An 18,436-nucleotide genomic window follows, 5' to 3' on the forward strand; every position below is an offset into this window, starting at 1 on the left:
ACTACTCCTGTTCAGGATTTCGTAAGTAATAACCTACCCCGCGTCGCGTCACAATCCAGGCAGGATGACTCGGACTATCTTCAATTTTTTCACGAAGGCGGCGTACCGTAACATCGACTGTCCGAACATCGCCATAATAATCATAGCCCCAGACCGTTTGTAGTAAATGCTCACGTGTCATAACCTGCCCAATATGCTGTGCCAAGTAATAAAGCAATTCAAATTCACGATGGGTAAGCTCAATGGTTTCCCCACGTTTAGACACGACATAGGCATCCGGATGGATGACAAGAGCGCCCACGACTATTTCATTCGTTTCATTTTCGGCATCAGGCTGTGCAATGATTTGCTGATGGCGGCGCAAATTCGCCTTCACACGGGCGATTAACTCTCTAGTGCTGAACGGCTTCGTCACGTAATCATCAGCACCAAGCTCAAGTCCCAGGACTTTATCAATTTCTGAATCCTTGGCTGTCAGCATGATAATTGGCATTTCGTACTTTTTTCGTACTTCGCGGCAAACCTCCATTCCATCTCTTTGCGGAAGCATAATATCTAACAGGATTAAATCTGGTTGGATTTCTTCAACTAATTGAAGTGCTTGGTTTCCATCATAGGCGCAATAGACATCATATCCTTCCTTTTTCAGGTTAAATTGAAGGATATCAGCAATCGGTTTTTCATCATCAACAACGAGAATTTTCTTTTCCATACCATTGCTCCTTTTTGTTTTTATTGTCTATTTTTTTCTTTTTAAAGTCATAACTACTCCATTTTACTTTACCACTGTTTCGCCTGAAATTCATCTATAACAAGTATTTGGAAGACTCCTTCCAGTTAACTACTAGGGTTTCCAAAAGAAAAAGCCTCTAGTTAAAACTAGAGACTGTTATCTACTTAGATAAGAAAGTGGGTTTACCAAGCCGCCATTTTTGTATACTTCGAAATGGAGGTGGACACCAGTTGCATCTCCGGTTGCACCCATAATACCAATGCCTGTTCCTTTGGAAACTGTCTGGCCGGCTTTGACATTAATGGAGGACATATGTCCATAGAGGGTACGCATTCCATTTTGGTGGTCAATGATGACTTTATTTCCATAGCCGCCGCTGTCCCAGCCTGCTGAAACAACTACACCATTATCGGCTGCTTTGATTGTTAAATTGCTTGGTCTGGCAATATCGATTCCTTTATGCTTTTTGCCCCAGCGGAAGCCCATTTCACTGGATACATACCCGCCGACAGTCGGCCAAGCAAGTGTGCCCTCACCACGGGAAGGAATGGCCTTTGTTCCTTTAATGATAATATTATTTACAGGCTGCTGCAGAACTTGCTCACTAGTAACGTCCTTTTGGGCAGCAACACCATTTTGTTCCGAAATATGGTAGGTTACTGAACGAGATCCGTTTTGTCCTTCTTGTTGTACTTTCTTTTCTCCCTTAGGAAGATTTGCGTCTTCTTCGATTTGCGTTTCAAATGGAATGGTTTCGTTTTGGTTTACTTCTTTTTCAACGATTACATCCACGTATGGCTTTAAGGCCGTAATATTAATTTCCTGGCCGATTTTTATTAATGAATCTGCTGTTAATCCAGGATTTAGGGCTAGCAGTTCCGGAACTGTCAATCCATTTTGATGGGCAATTGATTCAAGTGCATCGCCATCTTGAACAGCGTACTTCTTTTCTTCCAAAGTGCCATTTTGTAAAAGGGTAACAGCCTCAGCAGGAGTTACAATTTTTTGCAGCTCTACATTTTTCGTTTCCACAGATACATTTTTTGAAAGACTTACATTTAAAATACGTGTTTCATTTTCATTTAAAGCGGGTAATGTACTAGGGTCAGAGGACTTAAGAGCTTCAAGATCTTGCAGCTGCTGTTCAGTAACATACTGCAATTTAAGATTCTTGATTACGTCTTCTGCCGCACTCTTATTTTCCAAATAAACAACTGGTGCTCCATCGATCACAATGGCAGCCGCTTCTGCTTGAACTTGGAATGTATTTCTTAAATTTTGAAGAGTTTCTTGATTGTTTGCATTGGCGCTGAAAACTTGTTCAGGTACATATTGAACCTGTTCGCCAAGCTTTATGTTAAGATCTTTGATGGATTCCTTCATGGAATCCAGTTTCTCTGCAACAATTTTATCAACAATTGCTTTATCCGTTACATTACCTATGTATGTACCATTGAGATAAACATGATAAACAGTGCTTAAATTAGATGAAGTAGCCAATGCCACCGGTCCGCTGCTAAACGCAATAACAGATGCGGCTACTGCTGATGCTATGGTTGTTTTTATTAATAATAGTTTTTTAGAATTATTTTTTTTATTTAAAGAAAACATTATTTCCTCCTAAACCACGGTAAAACACAATGAAAGGGTTTCCCAGAATTTTAGCCTCTCTTACTTTACCATAGTTTTATAGAGAAGAGATTAATAGTCTCCATAATGTAACACAATTGTATAATTACTGACATTATCCTACGTCTTTTGAAATATGTTGGTCATTTTTTCCTGTTTTTATGTGCGGGTAATAGGTGGAAATCCCTATTATATCAGGGTTTTATCCAATATCGGGGTGATTTTACAAAATAAGACAAGTTTCTATACCTTTTGTAAAAAATAGGATTTTTTATTACACTTATGTAACAAATGTAATAAAAAAGAAGTCCGCCACGTGTGCGAACTTCTTTTTGGGATGGCTCAGGACGGAATCGAACCGCCGACACAAGGATTTTCAGTCCTTTGCTCTACCGACTGAGCTACTGAGCCATATTTAGATGGTTTCCTACAACAAGTATGAGGAAAGTCCTTTGCAGACATCTCAGAAGGCTTATTCAAGGAGCGTCTCGATGTCTGCCCTGAAGTATTTCAAGGAAGCTTATTCGATCGTGCTCTACCGACTGAGCTACTGAGCCATACTATTTTAGTGGCGGTCTGGACGGGACTCGAACCCGCGACCTCCTGCGTGACAGGCAGGCATTCTAACCAACTGAACTACCAGACCAATTTATAATATGGTCAGCCAGCAAGGAGACCGTCCTTGCCAGTCATTTAGCGGCCGACCAATGCCGATGACCCCTACGGGATTCGAACCCGTGTTACCGCCGTGAAAGGGCGGTGTCTTAACCGCTTGACCAAGGGGCCATTCATAAAGAATGGTGAGCCATGAAGGACTCGAACCTTCGACCCTCTGATTAAAAGTCAGATGCTCTACCGACTGAGCTAATGGCTCGTATTTAGATGCCGTTTGTGACGACGCTTTTTATATTATCATGGTGGTGTTTATTAGGCAATAGTTTTTTTAAAAAAATTTTAAAAAAGGGACGGTTCTTCTGTTTTGATGCAGAAGAACCGTCCCCATGTCTCATTAAACTTGTCTCCACGGGTTGCTGACGACGTTTGTTTGGGTGCGGTCAGGTCCGACTGAGAAGGTGGATAATGGGATGCCTGTTAATTGGGAAACACGCGCTACATAGTGACGGGCGTTTTCAGGCAGTTCATCTAAGGATTTGCAGCCGGTAATATCTTCTGTCCAGCCTGGCAATTCTTCGTAAATTGGTTGACATTGAGAAAGAATCTTTAGGTTGGCAGGATATTCTGTAATGACTTCTCCATTATATTGGTAAGCTGTACAAATTTTTAATGTCTCGATTCCTGAAAGAACATCAATGGAATTCAACGAAAGATCTGTCAAACCGCTAACACGGCGAGCATGGCGGACCACAACGCTGTCAAACCAGCCAACACGGCGTGGACGTCCTGTTGTTGTACCATATTCACGGCCAACTTCGCGGATTTGGTGGCCGATTTCATCATGTAACTCAGTTGGGAATGGACCATCACCAACACGGGAAGTATACGCTTTACATACACCAACAACATGAGTGATCTTAGTTGGGCCTACACCTGAACCAATTGTTACACCGCCGGCAACTGGGTTGGAAGACGTAACAAATGGATAGGTTCCTTGGTCGATATCAAGCATGACACCCTGGGCGCCTTCAAACAATACACGACGGCCTTCATCCAAAGCATCATTTAGAACGACGGATGTATCACAGACATACTTCTTAACCTGCTGGCCGTACTCATAGTATTCATCAAGAATATCTTCGACTTTGAAGCCGTTTGTTTCATAAATGCGTTCAAATAAACGGTTTTTTTCCTCTAGATTACGCACCAATTTTTCTTCAAAAATTTCACGGTCAAGCAAATCAGCGATGCGAATGCCGTTGCGGGCTGCCTTATCCATGTATGCAGGACCAATTCCCTTTTTAGTTGTACCAATTTTATTAGCGCCTTTGCGATCCTCTTCCACTTCGTCCAATTTTATATGGTAAGGAAGGATGACATGGGCACGATTACTGATGCGCAGGTTATCGGTTGTAATTCCTTTTTCATGTAAATAAGCAAGTTCTTGAATAAGTGCCTTTGGATCGACGACCATGCCATTTCCGATGACACAAATTTTTTCCTTATAGAAAATCCCTGAAGGAATCAAATGCAGCTTATAAGTCTCACCATTAAACTTGATGGTGTGGCCTGCATTATTTCCCCCTTGATAACGGGCAATTACTTCTGCATTTTCTGAAAGGAAATCAGTGATTTTCCCTTTTCCTTCGTCTCCCCATTGCGTACCAACAACCACTACTGATGACATGTAAGGCACCTCCGAATTTTTAGCTTTCATTAAATTAATTAATTCCCTTACATAGTTTATCAATTTTTTATGAAAAAAGTCAATTAAACACGAACGATTTATATTAAAATAGTAAAATATGTTCGTAAACTAAAAATCTACTAAAAAGGGGTCTGACCCCGCTGCAGTAAAACCCTAAAGCAGCGGGAATCAGGCCCCATTACGCCCCTGGAGATTCATATCTTGTCTCCAGATTTACGAATTTATTATATTCTTTCACGAATGCCAGCGAAACCGTACCCGTCGGACCATTACGTTGCTTAGCAATGATAATTTCGATAATATTTTTGTTTTCCGATTCCTTATCATAGTAATCATCACGGTAAAGAAAGGCAACAATATCAGCATCCTGCTCGATCGACCCAGATTCACGGATATCTGACATCATCGGCCGCTTATCCTGACGCTGCTCCACACCACGGGATAGCTGCGATAAGGCAATTACAGGCACTTGCAGCTCACGGGCTAATTGCTTAAGGGAACGGGAAATCTCCGATACTTCCTGCTGGCGGTTTTCACCAGAGCGGCCGCTTCCTAGAATAAGCTGCAAATAGTCAATTAAAATCATTCCCAGGCCGTGCTCTTGCTTTAAACGGCGGCATTTAGAACGAATATCACCTACTCTTACCCCAGGGGTATCATCAATATAGATTCCTGTGTTTGACAAACTGCCCATTGCCATCGTCAACTTACCCCAGTCTTCCTCTGTCAGCGACCCAGTACGAAGCCTTTGGGCATCAATGTTCCCTTCGGCGCATAAAAGACGCATGACCAGCTGCTCAGCACCCATCTCTAGACTAAATATGGCAATATTTTCGCCTGTTTTTTTCGCGACATTTTGCGCAATATTTAAGGCAAAAGCTGTTTTACCAACAGAAGGACGAGCACCGACAATAATTAAATCATTGCGCTGAAACCCTGCTGTCATCTTGTCAAGTTCAACAAATCCCGTCTCAAGGCCGGTAATCTCCCCAACACGTTTATGCATTTCCTCAATATTGTCATACGTCCGAACAAGGACATCCTTAATGTCATGGAAGGCTCCGGCATTCTTCCGCTGGGCTACTTCCATGATGCTTTTTTCAGCTTCGCTTAAAAGCGATTCGACTTCATCTTCCCGAGTATAACCATCTGTGGCGATATTAGTCGCCGTGCGGATCAATCTTCTAAGAAGGGATTTCTCTTCTACGATTCTCGCATAATATTCAATATTGGCAGCCGTCGGCACAGCGCCTGCTAGTTCACTTAAATAGCTGACACCGCCTATATCCTCGATTAATTTAGCTGCAGCCAGTTCCTCAGTAACAGTTACCAAGTCAACTGCTTTACCTTCGTCATTCAGCTTCAGCATCACATTAAAGACTTTTTGGTGGGCGGCTCGATAGAAATCCTCTGGAATCAAGATTTCCGAAGCCATCGTTAAAGAAGAAGGCTCTAAAAAAATTGCACCTAATACCGCCTGTTCTGCCTCTATATTTTGTGGAGGCATGCGGTCAGCAAACAAATCATTCATCTATTAAAACCCCTCCTAACTAGAGAGTGATTATTAAACTTATAAAAATAATCATATCTTAAAAAGAAAAAAGTGACCAGATAAACCGATCACGTCTCTAAGCTTGCTTTTTTATTTTATCATGATTCATCTAAATTTGAACTGGCAAATTTTATTCTCAACAGGCTGTCTTTTATTTTCCTTCTTTCACGTGAACAGTCAAGGTGGCTGTTACGTCATGATGGAGCTTAACTGGAACCTTCGTATGTCCTAATGTCCTGATTGCATCATCGAGCTCCATTTTCCGTTTGTCAATTTTAATGCCATGCTTCTTTTGCAGTTCCTCAGCGATTTGTTTTGAGGTAATAGAACCAAATAGACGTCCGCCCTCACCAGCCTTTGCTGTCAGCTCAACTGTAATCTTATCCAATGTTTCTTTGAGCTTTTTTGCTTCAGCAAGCTCTTCGGCCGCTTCCTTTTCCTGCTTTTTCTTTTGCGCATCCATCGTGCTGACGTTAGCGGAGTTTGCTTCAACAGCAAGCCCCTGCTTAATTAAAAAGTTATGGGCATAACCGTCCGCCACATTTTTAATTTCACCCTTTTTTCCTTTTCCTTTTACATCTTTAAGAAAAATTACCTTCATTCCTTTGTACTCCCTTCTAAATAATCCTCAATTACTTGCTTCAACTGGTCCTCTGCTTGTTCGATGGTAAGTCCTGTCAGTTGGGTGGCTGCATTTGTCAAGTGGCCGCCGCCTTTCATCCCTTCCATAATGACCTGTACATTTATGTTTCCTAGTGAACGAGCGCTAATTCCAATCAGTTCCTCATTTCTTTTCGAAATAACGAATGAGGCCGTCACTCCATTCATCGTTAGAAGCGTGTCTGCTGCTTGGGCGATAATCACTTGGTCATTGAAATCCTGCTCTGTGCCCTTGGCAATGGCAATTCCCTCATGATAGAAATAGACGGATTCAATGAGCTTCGACCTTTTGATGTATGTACCGACGTCTTCTTTCAGGAACTTTTGCACAAGGATCGTGTCAGCCCCGTGAGCCCGCAGGTAGGATGCAGCATCAAATGTCCTTGATCCCGTCCTTAGCGAAAAACTTTTGGTATCGACAATAATTCCCGCCAACAGCGCTGTTGCTTCAATTACTTCAATTTTACCTCGTTTTGGCTGATATTCCAAAAATTCCGTTACAAGCTCTGAAGTAGAAGAGGCATACGGCTCCATATAAACGAGCAATGGGTTTGCGATAAAATCCTCACCGCGGCGGTGATGGTCGATAACTACGACATTATCGATTCTATTGAGCAGCCGCTCCTCCATAACAAGGGAAGGTTTGTGGGTATCGACCACAACAAGCAGTGTTTTATCAGTGGCAATTTCTAAGGCCTCTTCCGGCCCTATAAAGCGGGAATATAACTTCTCCTGATGGCGGATTTCCTCCATCATCCGTTTAACGCCACTCTCCATTTCCTGCATGTTGACAACAATATAAGCATCCTTTTGATTGAGTTGAGCCACTTTATAAATCCCAATGCTTGAACCAATGGAATCCATATCCGGATTTTTATGTCCCATAATAATGACCTTGTCACTGGCTATAATCAAATCTCTTAATGCGTGGGAGATAACCCGTGCCCTCACGCGCGTACGCTTTTCAATTGGATTTGTTTTTCCGCCGAAAAATTTCACCTTGCCGTTTGGAAGTTTAATCGCCACCTGATCACCGCCGCGGCCTAACGCTAAATCGAGGCTCGATTGTGCTAACAATCCCAATTCCGGCAGCGAAGATACACCTGTTCCAACACCAATACTTAGGGTGAAAGAGGTATTTTGCTTCGAGGTCATTTCCCTTACTTCGTCTAAAATTGAAAATTTCCCTTTTTCAAGGCTGTGAAGAATTTCCTCATTGAAAACAGCAATAAACCGTTCTGACGATATTCTTTTTAGAAAAATCCCATTATCGTTTGCCCATTTATTTAAAATAGAGGTAACCAAATTATTAAGACTCCCGCGCATTTGATCGTCCATTCCTTGTGTCAGGTCGTCATAATTATCTAAGAAGATGATGGCGATAGCCGTTCGTTCATTCTGATATAACTTTTCAATCTCAGCTTGTTCAGTTACATCAAAAAAGTACAAGAGCCGTTCTTCAGGTTTATGAATGACACGGAATTTCTTATCATGAAGGGTGATAACTTCTGTTTTGGCCTCCTGTTTAATCAATGGAATCAGGCTGTCAGCGACATCGTAAAGCGACTTGCCTAGCAAGGTATCCTCATCGAAACACGAGGATAAATAAGGGTTTGCCCACTCGATGGTATATTCTTCATTGATCAGCATAATCCCGATTGGCAGCTCAAGCAGCGCTTCCTCGCCAACCTTTTTAACTCGGTAAGAGAGGGTTGCAATATACTCTTCCATTTCCTTTCGCTGGCGCCGATCAACCACAAACATATAGTAAAGAGGGATAAACATGGCAAAGAACCCAGCCAAGCTTAATATCCAATTGTATAATAGCAGGACAATGAGCAGTACCACTGTAACGCCGATTAACCCATAAAAAGGATAACGTATCGATCGTTTTTCTAAAAATGCAGGCAAAGTTTTCAGCTCCCAATCACAGTAGTCATGACTCTTTTTTAAACTTTTTCCGTAAATCAAAGCCTAAATCAATTATACCTAATATCCCTATAATATAAAGAAAAATCGGAATAATGAAGGAGAAAACAGCCAGGATAACTGCTACTGATTTAGAGATTCCTTTCGCATCAAGATAATAAAACATAAAGGTATAGCCTTGAAAAATCATCAAGAATTGCAGTACATATGTAAGATTTAATAATACAGCAAATAGATATGTCCCTTCCTGAGGGTTTAGCACCATATTTGCTAACAGGGTAATCAGAAGATACCACAGCAGACTTCTTGGCAGGATGAGGTCTTTAAACGGCTTCCACTTTTTAACCTCAACTCCAAACCTTTTTACGATTGGATAGGATACCAGTTGAATCATCAATGTCAGAATAAACGAGGTTAATACAAACAATGTTGGAATCAAGGTTCTAACCATTTCTAATCCTCTAGTGAATTGTTTTACTGTATTTTCTGCTTGTTTTTCCTGACCCAAATTTTTCAACATGTCGGTTGATATTTTAATGGAATCCTTCATGGTAGTAATCATTTCATTGATGATGTCCATGTTAAAAAAGACAATACTAACGGCATACATCCCAATGATATTAATTAAAAATACAAATGAACTGGCAATGAAAATTGTCATTCGCTCTTTTTTCTTTTGAATTAAGTACCCCATTACTGCTCCTGTTGTTCCAAATGACAAGGCTAATGGAAGGGAGAGGAACGACCCGACAATAATGGAAAGAAGTATAGAGGCAGCAACAAATACAATAATCCATTTTCCTTCATTTTTAGCCGCAAACAAAATAAAGGGAACGGCTAAAAATAAACTTGAGACCATTCCGACAAATGGTAAATACATCGATATTAGAAACAAAACCGTAAAGGCCGCTAAAAGCATGGCGCCTTCTGTTAACTTACGGACATTTTTCACTTCTTCACCTCGAAACTAAACCTTCTACTTCTTAATTTTAGCTAGATATAGCAGGCTATTCAAATTTTTTGTAAATGAAAACTCGCCGATTGGCGAGTCCGATAGGACGGTTAATGTGGGGAAATTGAATTTATACTTCCTATTAGCTAATAAAAAGACAGCCAGGGCTCTCGCCTTGGCTGTCTTTTATGCAGCTTTATTATTCACCTGCAACGAATGGTAATAAAGCCATTTGACGTGCACGTTTGATTGCAACAGTCAATTTGCGTTGGTATTTAGCGCTAGTACCAGTCACACGACGTGGTAAAATCTTACCGCGTTCAGAGATGAATTTTTTTAGTAAATCTACATCTTTGTAATCGATGTTAGTGATACCGTTTGCTGTAAAGTAACAAACTTTACGGCGTTTTGCGCGTCCGCCTTTGCGTCCTCCTGCCATGGAAATTCCCTCCTTCACTTTTTAAAAATTAATCCGATCTATTAAGGCTACATTAGAATGGTAGATCATCGTCGGAAATGTCGATTTGACCGCTTCCTGCAAATGGATCATCATTTACTTTTGTAAAACCTTGGTTAGAATTTTGTCGTTGATTCTGATTGCCGCCGCCAAATGGATTTCCTTGCGGTTCCAATGGAGGTGCACCGTAGAAATCGTTGCCTCTTCCGCCGCCACCGCCGCCTGATGCGCCTTTCGGTTCTAAGAACTGAACACTTTCTGCTACAATCTCTGTAACATATACGCGTTTGCCATCTTGTCCTTCATAGTTGCGGGTTTGAATCCGGCCGTCAACACCTGCTAAACTTCCCTTTTTTAAGAAGTTCGCCACATTTTCTGCCGGCTTCCGCCATACGACACAGTTAATAAAATCTGCTTCGCGTTCCCCCTGCTGATTCGAAAATGCCCGATTTACAGCTAAAGTAAAGGTAGCAACTGCAACGCCGCTTGGTGTATAGCGAAGGTCAGGATCTTTAGTTAAACGGCCAACAAGAACGACACGATTCATCATCAGAATCAACTCCTTTTCTCCCGGAAATGTTTCACGTGAAACATTTTTTACCAGAAATTTTTATATTTGTCTAGCTTCAGCTCCCATCGGCTAGTGCCCTTCGCTCTTCTCCCTACGATAAGTCAACATCGAATCGCTATCGCTCTTCGTGTTTCCTTTATCTCAGTCGAAGCGCTCCAGGTCATACGCCGATAAACAGTCGCTTCCGCTTTTCTATCTACTCTTCTTCTTTAATTACGATATGACGAATGATATCTTCGTTGATCTTTGCAAGACGTGCAAATTCTTGAACTGCAGCAGACGAAGATGTTGTCTTAACGATTTGGTAGTATCCGTCACGGAAATCATTGATTTCGTAAGCAAGACGGCGTTTACCCCAATCCTTCGATTCAGCAGCTTCCGCGCCATTTTCAAGAAGAATGTTGTTGAAACGCTCTACAAGAGCTTTTTTTGCTTCATCTTCAATGTTTGGACGGATGATGTACATGATTTCGTACTTGTTCATCACAGTCACCTCCTTTTGGTCTAAAACGGCCCGAATATGGGCAAGGAGCAATTATTCATTACTCACAAGTTGAAATTATAGCACAGAGCGACACGAATTGCAATTCCCTTCACTGGAATGCCATAATCTTCATTAAAAATGATGAAAGGCTGACACCTGTCAGCCTCAATAAATTATACGTTAAATCGGAAGTGCATGACGTCTCCGTCTTTTACTTCGTATTCTTTACCTTCCAAACGGACTTTGCCTGCTTCTTTAGCGGCATTATAACTACCAGCAGTCACTAGGTCATCAAATGAAACTGTTTCTGCACGGATAAAGCCACGCTCAAAATCAGAGTGGATGACCCCCGCACACTGAGGAGCCTTCATTCCTTTTCTAAAAGTCCAGGCGCGAACCTCCTGCACACCGGCAGTAAAATACGTAGCTAAACCAAGCAAATTGTAAGCAGCGCGGATTAATTGATCAAGCCCGGATTCTTCAATTCCAAGTTCCTCGAGGAACATTTGCTTTTCTTCGCCTTCAAGCTCGGCGATTTCCTCTTCAATTTTAGCACAGACAACAATTACTTCAGCATTTTCTTTAGCCGCATATTCCCGGACCTTTTGAACATATTCATTTCCGGACGGGTCAGCAACATCATCTTCACTGACGTTTGCCACGTAAAGGACTGGTTTAATAGTCAGAAGATGGAGGTGTTTCACTACTTTTAATTGCTCTTCTGTAAATTCGACGGACCTTGCAGGTTTTTCTGATTCAAAAGCGTCGCGGAGCATTGCTAGCACTTCAAACTCTGCTGCAGAATCTTTATCCTTTTGCTTGGCCAATTTTTCTGCACGGCCGATACGTTTTTCCACCGATTCCATATCAGCAAGAATTAATTCCAAGTTGATGGTCTCGATATCAGAAATCGGGTCAACCTTACCGGATACATGGGTAATATTTTCGTCGGCAAAGCAGCGTACCACTTGGCAGATTGCATCCACTTCACGAATGTGAGAAAGGAATTTGTTCCCTAATCCTTCCCCCTTGCTGGCGCCTTTAACAATCCCGGCAATATCGGTAAATTCAAACGCTGTCGGAACTGTCTTTTTCGGCTGAACAAGCTCCGTTAATTTTTGCAAACGATAATCCGGTACCTCTACAATCCCAACGTTAGGGTCAATTGTGCAGAAGGGATAGTTTGCCGATTCCGCTCCCGCCTGGGTAATTGCATTAAATAATGTGGACTTGCCCACGTTTGGAAGCCCCACAATACCCGCTGTTAAAGCCATTTACGTTCACTCCTCAAGATAAAATATCTATTTCAATTTTATTCGTCCTAAAAATTACAAGCCTTTCACCATTATAGGCATTTGTTTATAAAAAGACAAGAATGGACCTTTCCTGACTAAAGTACACGACATAAAACCTCATAATCAAAGAAAATGTGAAAAAAACGCCGTTTTATTGCAACAATTTTCCTTAAATTTCTCTACTAAATTAGCAAATATGGTAAAATTTAATATAAATCTATTACTTTTTCCTTAACGTTAGGAAAAAAATACATATTTATGAGTTATAGGGAGGAGAAATGGAAAAACAAGAGTTATTACCAAGCAGAGTAGAAAAGTACAAAAATTCCCGTCCCCAACCTAGTGTTGTAAAAAAGGCCATATTGCCGACGTTTTGTTTTGCGGTTCTGTCAGCGGCTGCCTTCGAAGAAGCCGTCTTTGCTGAATCCAATTCGACACAAACAAGCAATGTCCAATCAGCCATTACAAAGTATGTAAATGTTGATAGCGGCTCACTTAATTTGCGAAAAAGTGCTTCGACAAGTTCAGCTGTACTTGCCGTTTTACCAAAAGGAACGGCTGTAACAGTTTATTCCGAAGTGAACGGCTGGGCAAGCGTCGCAGCAAGTGGAAAAAGCGGATATGTCAGCTCAAAATTTTTATCAAATCAAAATCCAGCTGCCCCTGCTGTACCGCCAACAACAGCAACAACATTAAAATATGTGAATGTAGTCAGCGGCTCACTTAATATGAGAAATAGTGCATCAACAAGTGCCACCATTATGGCAAAACTCGCTAAGGGCACAGAGGTGAAATTTATTTCCGTAACAAACGGCTGGGCTAAAATTGAGGTAAATGGAAAAACTGGCTTTGTCAGTTCAGCCTATTTGGCAGACAAGCCTTCAGCAAGCAGCAGCGTTACAGCACCGGCTCCACAACCGGCAGTAACTAAATATGTGAATATCGATTCCCGTTCCAAATTGAATGTGCGAAAAAGCCCTTCCACTAGTTCTGCTGTTATTACAAAACTGACAAATGAAACAGAAGTAACTGTCTATTCTGAAGCAAATGGCTGGGCAAAGATTAACGTAAATGGCCAGGAAGGTTATGTCAGCGCTGAATATCTGGCCCCAGCAAAAGCAAACACAAATACTGAAGTCAAAAAGGAAGAACCCGTATCTGTAACCAAGTATGTAAACGTCGGCTATGACTCCTCCTTAAATATGCGAAAAGGTGCCGCGGCAGATGCTTCGGTATTGGTTAAGCTGGCCCGCGGAACAACGGTGACAGTTTTATCAGAAGAAAATGGCTGGGCAAAGATTGAAGCATATGGACAAACAGGCTATGTCGATCCGCAGTTTTTATCGGAAACAAAGCCGGCTGCCGGTACGGAGCCCGCTCCAGAAAACAATCCAGCACAAGAAGATAATGCAGTAGTGGAGAAATATGTAAGTGTCGTCTATGGCTCTAGCTTAAATATGCGTGCCGAGGCTTCAACAACAGGTGCTGTCTTGACAAAGCTTGCTAGAGGCACGATTGTAACCGTCAACTCTGAAGAAAACGGATGGGCAAAGGTTACAGCAAATGGACAAACAGGTTATGTTAGTGCACAGTACTTATCTGCTTCAGAACCATTTAATCCAAATGTAACCAACAACAACATAGATAAAGTTTACGAAAACTATAATATCAGTCTGACTGACATGGTAAAGCTAGAAATGGGTGTTAGTCCGCAAACAGATAAGAAATACACAGCCTTCATCCGCGCTGATGCCTTAACGTTAAACGGCCCTGCAAACGGAACCGTAAATGGTGCCGTCTGGAATGTAAGGGGCGGCGCCGGCACAGACTATTGGTCAATCGGTCAGGTGAAGGCACAGGAACAGCTGCAAATACTTGGTATAGTAAAAGGGACAGACGGATATGACTGGTACCAAATCGCCTACAATAAAACATGGGTAAATGCGAGTCCAGAAGATGTCACCTATTATGTTAATCCAAAGAATTTCCTAAGTACGACGGTTGATTCCCTGCAATTTTTAAAACTTTCGGCAACAGCCAATCTTAATGCGGATGAGGTAAACCAAAGAATCCTTTCCGGAAAAGGGATTTTGCAAGGAACGGCATCATCCTTTATAACAGCTGGCCAAACATACGGAATCAATGAAATTTATTTAATTTCCCACGCCCTATTAGAAACAAGTAACGGCACCTCCAAGTTAGCTACCGGCGTAGAGGTTAATGGGAAAACAGTTTACAATATGTATGGAATTGGTGCTTACGATAATACCGCTTTAGAAAGCGGCGCCCAATTTGCCTTTAATGCCGGATGGTTTACACCTGAGGCTGCCATTATTGGCGGTGCCCAATTTATTGCCAGCGGCTATATTAATGCAGGTCAGGATACTCTTTATAAAATGAGGTGGAATCCAGGTTCTGCTGCATCAAAGGGTGCCGCAGCACATCAGTATGCTTCTGATATTGGCTGGGCGGCAAAGCAAGTTTTCCAGATTCATAACTTATATAGTTTACTAGACTCATATAAACTCATTCTGGAGATTCCAGAGTATAAATAATTATTGCAAAAAGGGGCTGCCATCTTTTTATGGGAGCCCCTCTTTGATGATTATATTTTTTCAATCGCAACTAGACAATCGTATAAAGTACTTCCGAGCCCATTGTCAGACTCTCTGCTGGAGGTTAGGTTATTGACAGACCCGCCAAATTCTTTCCAAATTCCTTCATCGATATTAATCGTATTCGGATGGGCCGTTACCAAAATGGACACATAACCCTTTACTTCACCACGGTCATTCCAAACCCTTACATAATCATCGGGTTGCAAGCCATGAGCGTCAGCGATATTTTGCGCTACTTCCACTTTCAATTTAATTTTTCCACCCAATAAATGATAGTTCTGTGAGTGGTTTGACCGAAGTGGGTGAATCGTTAGCAGACTGTAAGGAAATTTTCCTGCCAAGCTTGGATTAGACCATTTAGACTCATCCGGTACGGCCAGCTTCAGCAATCCGCCAGCCCCTTTTTGTTTCCCTGTCAGAGAGGTAAATTCGAATTTTCTCGACGGTGTTTGAAACTTCCGGTCCTGCCAAGGAATTTTCTGTACGGGTAACTCTAACGCATGCTGTTCTTTTAACCTTTCCAGCGTAAATCCTTTGCCTGCTAATGTTTTTAAAGTCAGCTTCAGCCATTCATCCCTTGAAAAATCAAAATCCTCACCAAACCCAAGCCGGTCAGCTAACCGCGCCCATATCCATAAATCCGGTTTGGCCTCCCCTGGGGCCTCAACTAGTTTTGGTCCGTAATTGACATAATGATGGTACATCGATGAATAGTAGAAATCTTCTTCTTCAAAGACGGTTGTTACAGGAAGAATATAGTCAGCCAGCTTCGCCGTGTCGGTCATATATTGCTCCATCACAACAAGCGTTTCAACAGATGAAAATGCTTTTGTCACTAAGTTTGAATCAGGGACTTGGGTCAACGGATTCCCGCATGTAACGAAAATCATTTTAATCTCTGGGTTCACAGCCGACAAAATTCCTTCTGCCTGTTTCATGATTGAAAATAAGCGGTGCTTTTGCCTGCGGCTTGGCATGGTTAATTCTGCAAAATCAAAGCTTTGTCCAACTTGAAGATTGGCATAGTTGGCACCGCCGCCTGGAATTCCGATATTCCCGCTTACTGCAGCAAGGGCGTCAATCAAGCGAATCGTATTGCCGCCATTTTGGTACCGCTGCAGGCCAAGACCCATAAAAGTAGCTGTTGGTTTATCAGCATAAAGATATGCTAGCTCTGTTATGTTTTCACGAGAAACTTCCGTCATTTCACTGATGGTTTCTATAGAGACTCCATCAAGAAGTTTCCTTAAATCAGCAAAACCAAACGTAAAGTCCTCGATAAAACTTCGGTCTTCCAGCCCTAAACGAAGCATTTCCTTGATAATACCAGCGGCTAATATACCGTCCATCCCCGGTTTTATCGTTATATGTTTATCAGCAATTTTTCCTGTTGCGTTAAAGAGCGGGTCAATCACATATAGCTTGGCGCCCTGCTTTTTCACTTCCATAAGCTTTTCATAAAAATGCATATTAGTCCGGGCAGCATTTCTCCCCCAAATAATGATATTTTTACTGTTCATAATATCATTGGGTTCATGGCTCCAGGAATTGCCGAAATCCCATTTCTGCGCTTCGATTCCAGAGCCCCAGCACAGGGAACCATAAAGTTCGGTAACGCCGCCATAACAATTAAAAAAGCGCTGGTCGAGATTTTTCAAAATGCCGTTATTAGCGTAGTCATGGCTGTGAAGCACAGCCGTTGTTCCAAAACGTTCCTTTATATCGTGCAATTTAGCTGCTATTTCATCCAGAGCCTGCCCCCAGGAAATCTGCTCAAATTTGCCATTTATCTTTTTTAAAGGGTGCAAGAGCCTTTCTGGTGAATTCGTTCTTGTTTCAAGCATCCGGCCTCGGCCGCAAATCTTCCCCTTTGTGATCGGATGGTCAGGATCTCCTTCCACCTTTACCACTCGGTCATTTTCCAAAGTAACCTTTAAACCGCAGCTATCCCAGCAGTTCAATGGACACGCAGCCTTGACAACTGTTTGAACCAATTTCTCCACCCCCAAACTGTGAATCTACTATTCTAACTTTAATATTAAGGATAATACACGTTAATAAAAAAAAGAAGCATGAAATATTATCCTTCATGCTTCACAAGAATCTTCTTCATTTTCCGGGAAAATTCCCTTCTTGGGATGAGAACACTATGGCCGCAGCCTTCGCACTTAATCCGGATATCCATTCCCATCCGAATGATTTTCCAGCGATTAGTTCCGCATGGGTGCTGCTTCTTCATCTCAACAATATCATTAATCCCATATTCTTTTTCTTCCATTTCTATCACCATCCTTTAAACTCCAGTTACTGGATCCTTTGATAGCATCACAACACGTGGATAGGAAATATCAATTCCATTCTGGTCTAATTCCAGCTTAATATCTTTCCGCATGTTCCTGGCAAGTGCTGCGTGTTGCATCGGTTTTGTTTCAGCAACAATCCGTAAGGTGACTTCTGTTGGGCCAAGATTTTGTACGCCAAGAAGTTCGGGGCGCTTCACTAATTCACCATACCTTTCCGGCATTGTTTCCAAGAGACCTTCAATGACCCGCTGTGCCTTTTCTATATCCTCTTTATAAGGAATGGCAATATCTACAACAGCGACACTATTATTTATCGAGAAGTTCGTTACTTCTAAAATGCTTCCATTAGGGATAATATGAACTTCGCCTGTCCAACTTTTAATTTTTGTTGTCCTTAATCCAATTGTTTCGACATTTCCTTCAAACTGGCCAATCCTCACATGATCTCCTACCGAAAACTGATCTTCAAAAATAATAAAGAAGCCGGTAATAACATCTTTTACTAAACTTTGCGCACCAAACCCTACCGCTAAACCAACAATTCCTGCACCTGCAAGCAGAGCCTTGACATCAATGTTCATAACCGAAAGAATCGTTAGAAAAGCAATAAAATAAACCACATAAGATAGAATATTATCCAGAAGCTTGGACAATGTTTCTTCGCGCCGGACATTTGTTCTTAGCGGGGAGATGTTTCTAATTTTAAAGATATTATGAATCATTACTTTCCCAAACCGAATTAATAATTGTGCCACAATAATAATAGCAATGATTTTAAGAACGCCTTCGCCAAAGGTCAGCCATGTATCTTCATTTTGCAATTTGGCAATGATTTTTTTAAATCCTTTTTCTGTAATACTCATTAAGACACCTTCCTTTAAGCTAACAACTGCCATTACTATTTTAACAATTTTTCAAAAGAGTTAATAG

15 protein-coding genes and 4 tRNA genes are annotated in these 18,436 nt (G+C 41.7%); 1 reads left to right on the top strand and 18 read right to left on the bottom strand.

Annotation, left to right across the window (positions count from 1 at the left end; translation table 11 throughout):
- Position 1 precedes the first annotated feature (1 nt).
- From yycF to ychF, 15 genes are all read right to left on the bottom strand, one after another.
- A complete protein-coding gene (gene yycF, locus ACZ5B7_RS30160) occupies positions 2-712 on the bottom strand; it encodes a response regulator YycF (protein WP_213116976.1) in 711 nt (236 codons plus the stop codon).
- Between the two features lie 177 nt (positions 713-889).
- Positions 890-2,344 (bottom strand): peptidoglycan DD-metalloendopeptidase family protein, encoded by a 1,455-nt coding sequence (locus tag ACZ5B7_RS30165; RefSeq protein ID WP_464492185.1) that lies wholly within the window; start codon positions 2,342-2,344, stop codon positions 890-892.
- A 356-nt stretch (positions 2,345-2,700) separates the two neighbouring features.
- A tRNA-Phe gene (locus ACZ5B7_RS30170) sits at positions 2,701-2,773 on the bottom strand.
- Between the two features lie 158 nt (positions 2,774-2,931).
- Positions 2,932-3,008: transfer RNA gene (locus ACZ5B7_RS30175), tRNA-Asp, on the bottom strand.
- A 68-nt stretch (positions 3,009-3,076) separates the two neighbouring features.
- Positions 3,077-3,148 (bottom strand) — tRNA-Glu (locus ACZ5B7_RS30180).
- Positions 3,149-3,160: 12 nt separating this feature from the next.
- Positions 3,161-3,236, bottom strand: a tRNA-Lys gene (locus tag ACZ5B7_RS30185).
- A gap of 135 nt (positions 3,237-3,371) precedes the next feature.
- Positions 3,372-4,664, bottom strand: a complete 1,293-nt coding sequence (locus ACZ5B7_RS30190; protein ID WP_464492186.1) for an adenylosuccinate synthase — start codon at positions 4,662-4,664, stop codon at positions 3,372-3,374.
- A 199-nt stretch (positions 4,665-4,863) separates the two neighbouring features.
- The gene (dnaB, locus tag ACZ5B7_RS30195) at positions 4,864-6,216 is read right to left on the bottom strand and encodes a replicative DNA helicase (protein WP_213147851.1); all 1,353 of its coding nucleotides are present in this window, start codon (positions 6,214-6,216) and stop codon (positions 4,864-4,866) included.
- 172 nt (positions 6,217-6,388) lie between these two features.
- Positions 6,389-6,838: a 50S ribosomal protein L9 gene (rplI, locus tag ACZ5B7_RS30200; protein WP_464492187.1), complete on the bottom strand. Its 450-nt coding sequence runs from the start codon at positions 6,836-6,838 to the stop codon at positions 6,389-6,391.
- Positions 6,835-8,808, bottom strand: coding sequence for a DHH family phosphoesterase (locus tag ACZ5B7_RS30205; RefSeq protein WP_423800252.1), 1,974 nt, complete (start codon positions 8,806-8,808; stop codon positions 6,835-6,837). Before ACZ5B7_RS30205 ends, rplI begins: the two co-directional genes overlap by 4 nt.
- Before the next feature lie 25 nt (positions 8,809-8,833).
- On the bottom strand, positions 8,834-9,778 hold the full coding sequence (locus ACZ5B7_RS30210) for a YybS family protein (RefSeq protein ID WP_464492188.1): 945 nt from the start codon (positions 9,776-9,778) through the stop codon (positions 8,834-8,836).
- Between the two features lie 199 nt (positions 9,779-9,977).
- Positions 9,978-10,217 (bottom strand): 30S ribosomal protein S18, encoded by a 240-nt coding sequence (gene rpsR, locus ACZ5B7_RS30215; protein ID WP_173062335.1) that lies wholly within the window; start codon positions 10,215-10,217, stop codon positions 9,978-9,980.
- A gap of 52 nt (positions 10,218-10,269) precedes the next feature.
- Positions 10,270-10,785, bottom strand: coding sequence for a single-stranded DNA-binding protein (ssb, locus tag ACZ5B7_RS30220; protein ID WP_464492189.1), 516 nt, complete (start codon positions 10,783-10,785; stop codon positions 10,270-10,272).
- Between the two features lie 217 nt (positions 10,786-11,002).
- On the bottom strand, positions 11,003-11,290 hold the full coding sequence (rpsF, locus tag ACZ5B7_RS30225) for a 30S ribosomal protein S6 (protein WP_213147846.1): 288 nt from the start codon (positions 11,288-11,290) through the stop codon (positions 11,003-11,005).
- 173 nt (positions 11,291-11,463) lie between these two features.
- Complete coding sequence (gene ychF, locus ACZ5B7_RS30230; protein WP_213147845.1) at positions 11,464-12,564, bottom strand: redox-regulated ATPase YchF; 1,101 nt, start codon at positions 12,562-12,564, stop codon at positions 11,464-11,466.
- Positions 12,565-12,863: 299 nt separating this feature from the next.
- Between ychF and ACZ5B7_RS30235 the strand changes: the two genes are divergently transcribed.
- Positions 12,864-15,140 (top strand): SH3 domain-containing protein, encoded by a 2,277-nt coding sequence (locus tag ACZ5B7_RS30235; RefSeq protein WP_464492190.1) that lies wholly within the window; start codon positions 12,864-12,866, stop codon positions 15,138-15,140.
- Positions 15,141-15,190: 50 nt separating this feature from the next.
- Here the strand turns inward: ACZ5B7_RS30235 and ACZ5B7_RS30240 are convergent, their stop codons facing one another.
- From ACZ5B7_RS30240 to ACZ5B7_RS30250, 3 genes are all read right to left on the bottom strand, one after another.
- Positions 15,191-17,197 carry a molybdopterin-dependent oxidoreductase gene (locus tag ACZ5B7_RS30240; protein ID WP_464492191.1) on the bottom strand — a complete coding sequence of 669 codons (2,007 nt, stop codon included), beginning with the start codon at positions 17,195-17,197 and terminating at the stop codon, positions 15,191-15,193.
- Positions 17,198-17,283: 86 nt separating this feature from the next.
- Entirely contained in the window at positions 17,284-17,481 is a 198-nt protein-coding gene (locus ACZ5B7_RS30245) for a DUF951 domain-containing protein (RefSeq protein WP_213147842.1), read from the bottom strand.
- A gap of 15 nt (positions 17,482-17,496) precedes the next feature.
- A complete protein-coding gene (locus tag ACZ5B7_RS30250; RefSeq protein WP_464492192.1) occupies positions 17,497-18,369 on the bottom strand; it encodes a mechanosensitive ion channel family protein in 873 nt (290 codons plus the stop codon).
- Between the last annotated feature and the right edge of the window lie 67 nt (positions 18,370-18,436).

The organism is Neobacillus sp. S1115, from assembly GCF_055385565.1.

Bases quoted from the DNA above. Each gene is read 5' to 3' on its own strand.
- ssb (WP_464492189.1), bottom strand. From the start codon at position 10,785: ATGATGAATCGTGTCGTTCTTGTTGGCCGTTTAACTAAAGATCCTGAC.
- ychF (WP_213147845.1), bottom strand. From the start codon at position 12,564: ATGGCTTTAACAGCGGGTATTGTGGGGCTTCCAAACGTGGGCAAGTCC.
- rpsF (WP_213147846.1), bottom strand. From the start codon at position 11,290: ATGAACAAGTACGAAATCATGTACATCATCCGTCCAAACATTGAAGAT.
- ACZ5B7_RS30190 (WP_464492186.1), bottom strand. From the start codon at position 4,664: ATGTCATCAGTAGTGGTTGTTGGTACGCAATGGGGAGACGAAGGAAAA.
- ACZ5B7_RS30245 (WP_213147842.1), bottom strand. From the start codon at position 17,481: ATGGAAGAAAAAGAATATGGGATTAATGATATTGTTGAGATGAAGAAG.
- yycF (WP_213116976.1), bottom strand. From the start codon at position 712: ATGGAAAAGAAAATTCTCGTTGTTGATGATGAAAAACCGATTGCTGAT.
- dnaB (WP_213147851.1), bottom strand. From the start codon at position 6,216: ATGAATGATTTGTTTGCTGACCGCATGCCTCCACAAAATATAGAGGCA.
- rplI (WP_464492187.1), bottom strand. From the start codon at position 6,838: ATGAAGGTAATTTTTCTTAAAGATGTAAAAGGAAAAGGAAAAAAGGGT.
- ACZ5B7_RS30235 (WP_464492190.1), top strand. From the start codon at position 12,864: ATGGAAAAACAAGAGTTATTACCAAGCAGAGTAGAAAAGTACAAAAAT.
- ACZ5B7_RS30250 (WP_464492192.1), bottom strand. From the start codon at position 18,369: ATGAGTATTACAGAAAAAGGATTTAAAAAAATCATTGCCAAATTGCAA.
- rpsR (WP_173062335.1), bottom strand. From the start codon at position 10,217: ATGGCAGGAGGACGCAAAGGCGGACGCGCAAAACGCCGTAAAGTTTGT.
- ACZ5B7_RS30165 (WP_464492185.1), bottom strand. From the start codon at position 2,344: ATGTTTTCTTTAAATAAAAAAAATAATTCTAAAAAACTATTATTAATA.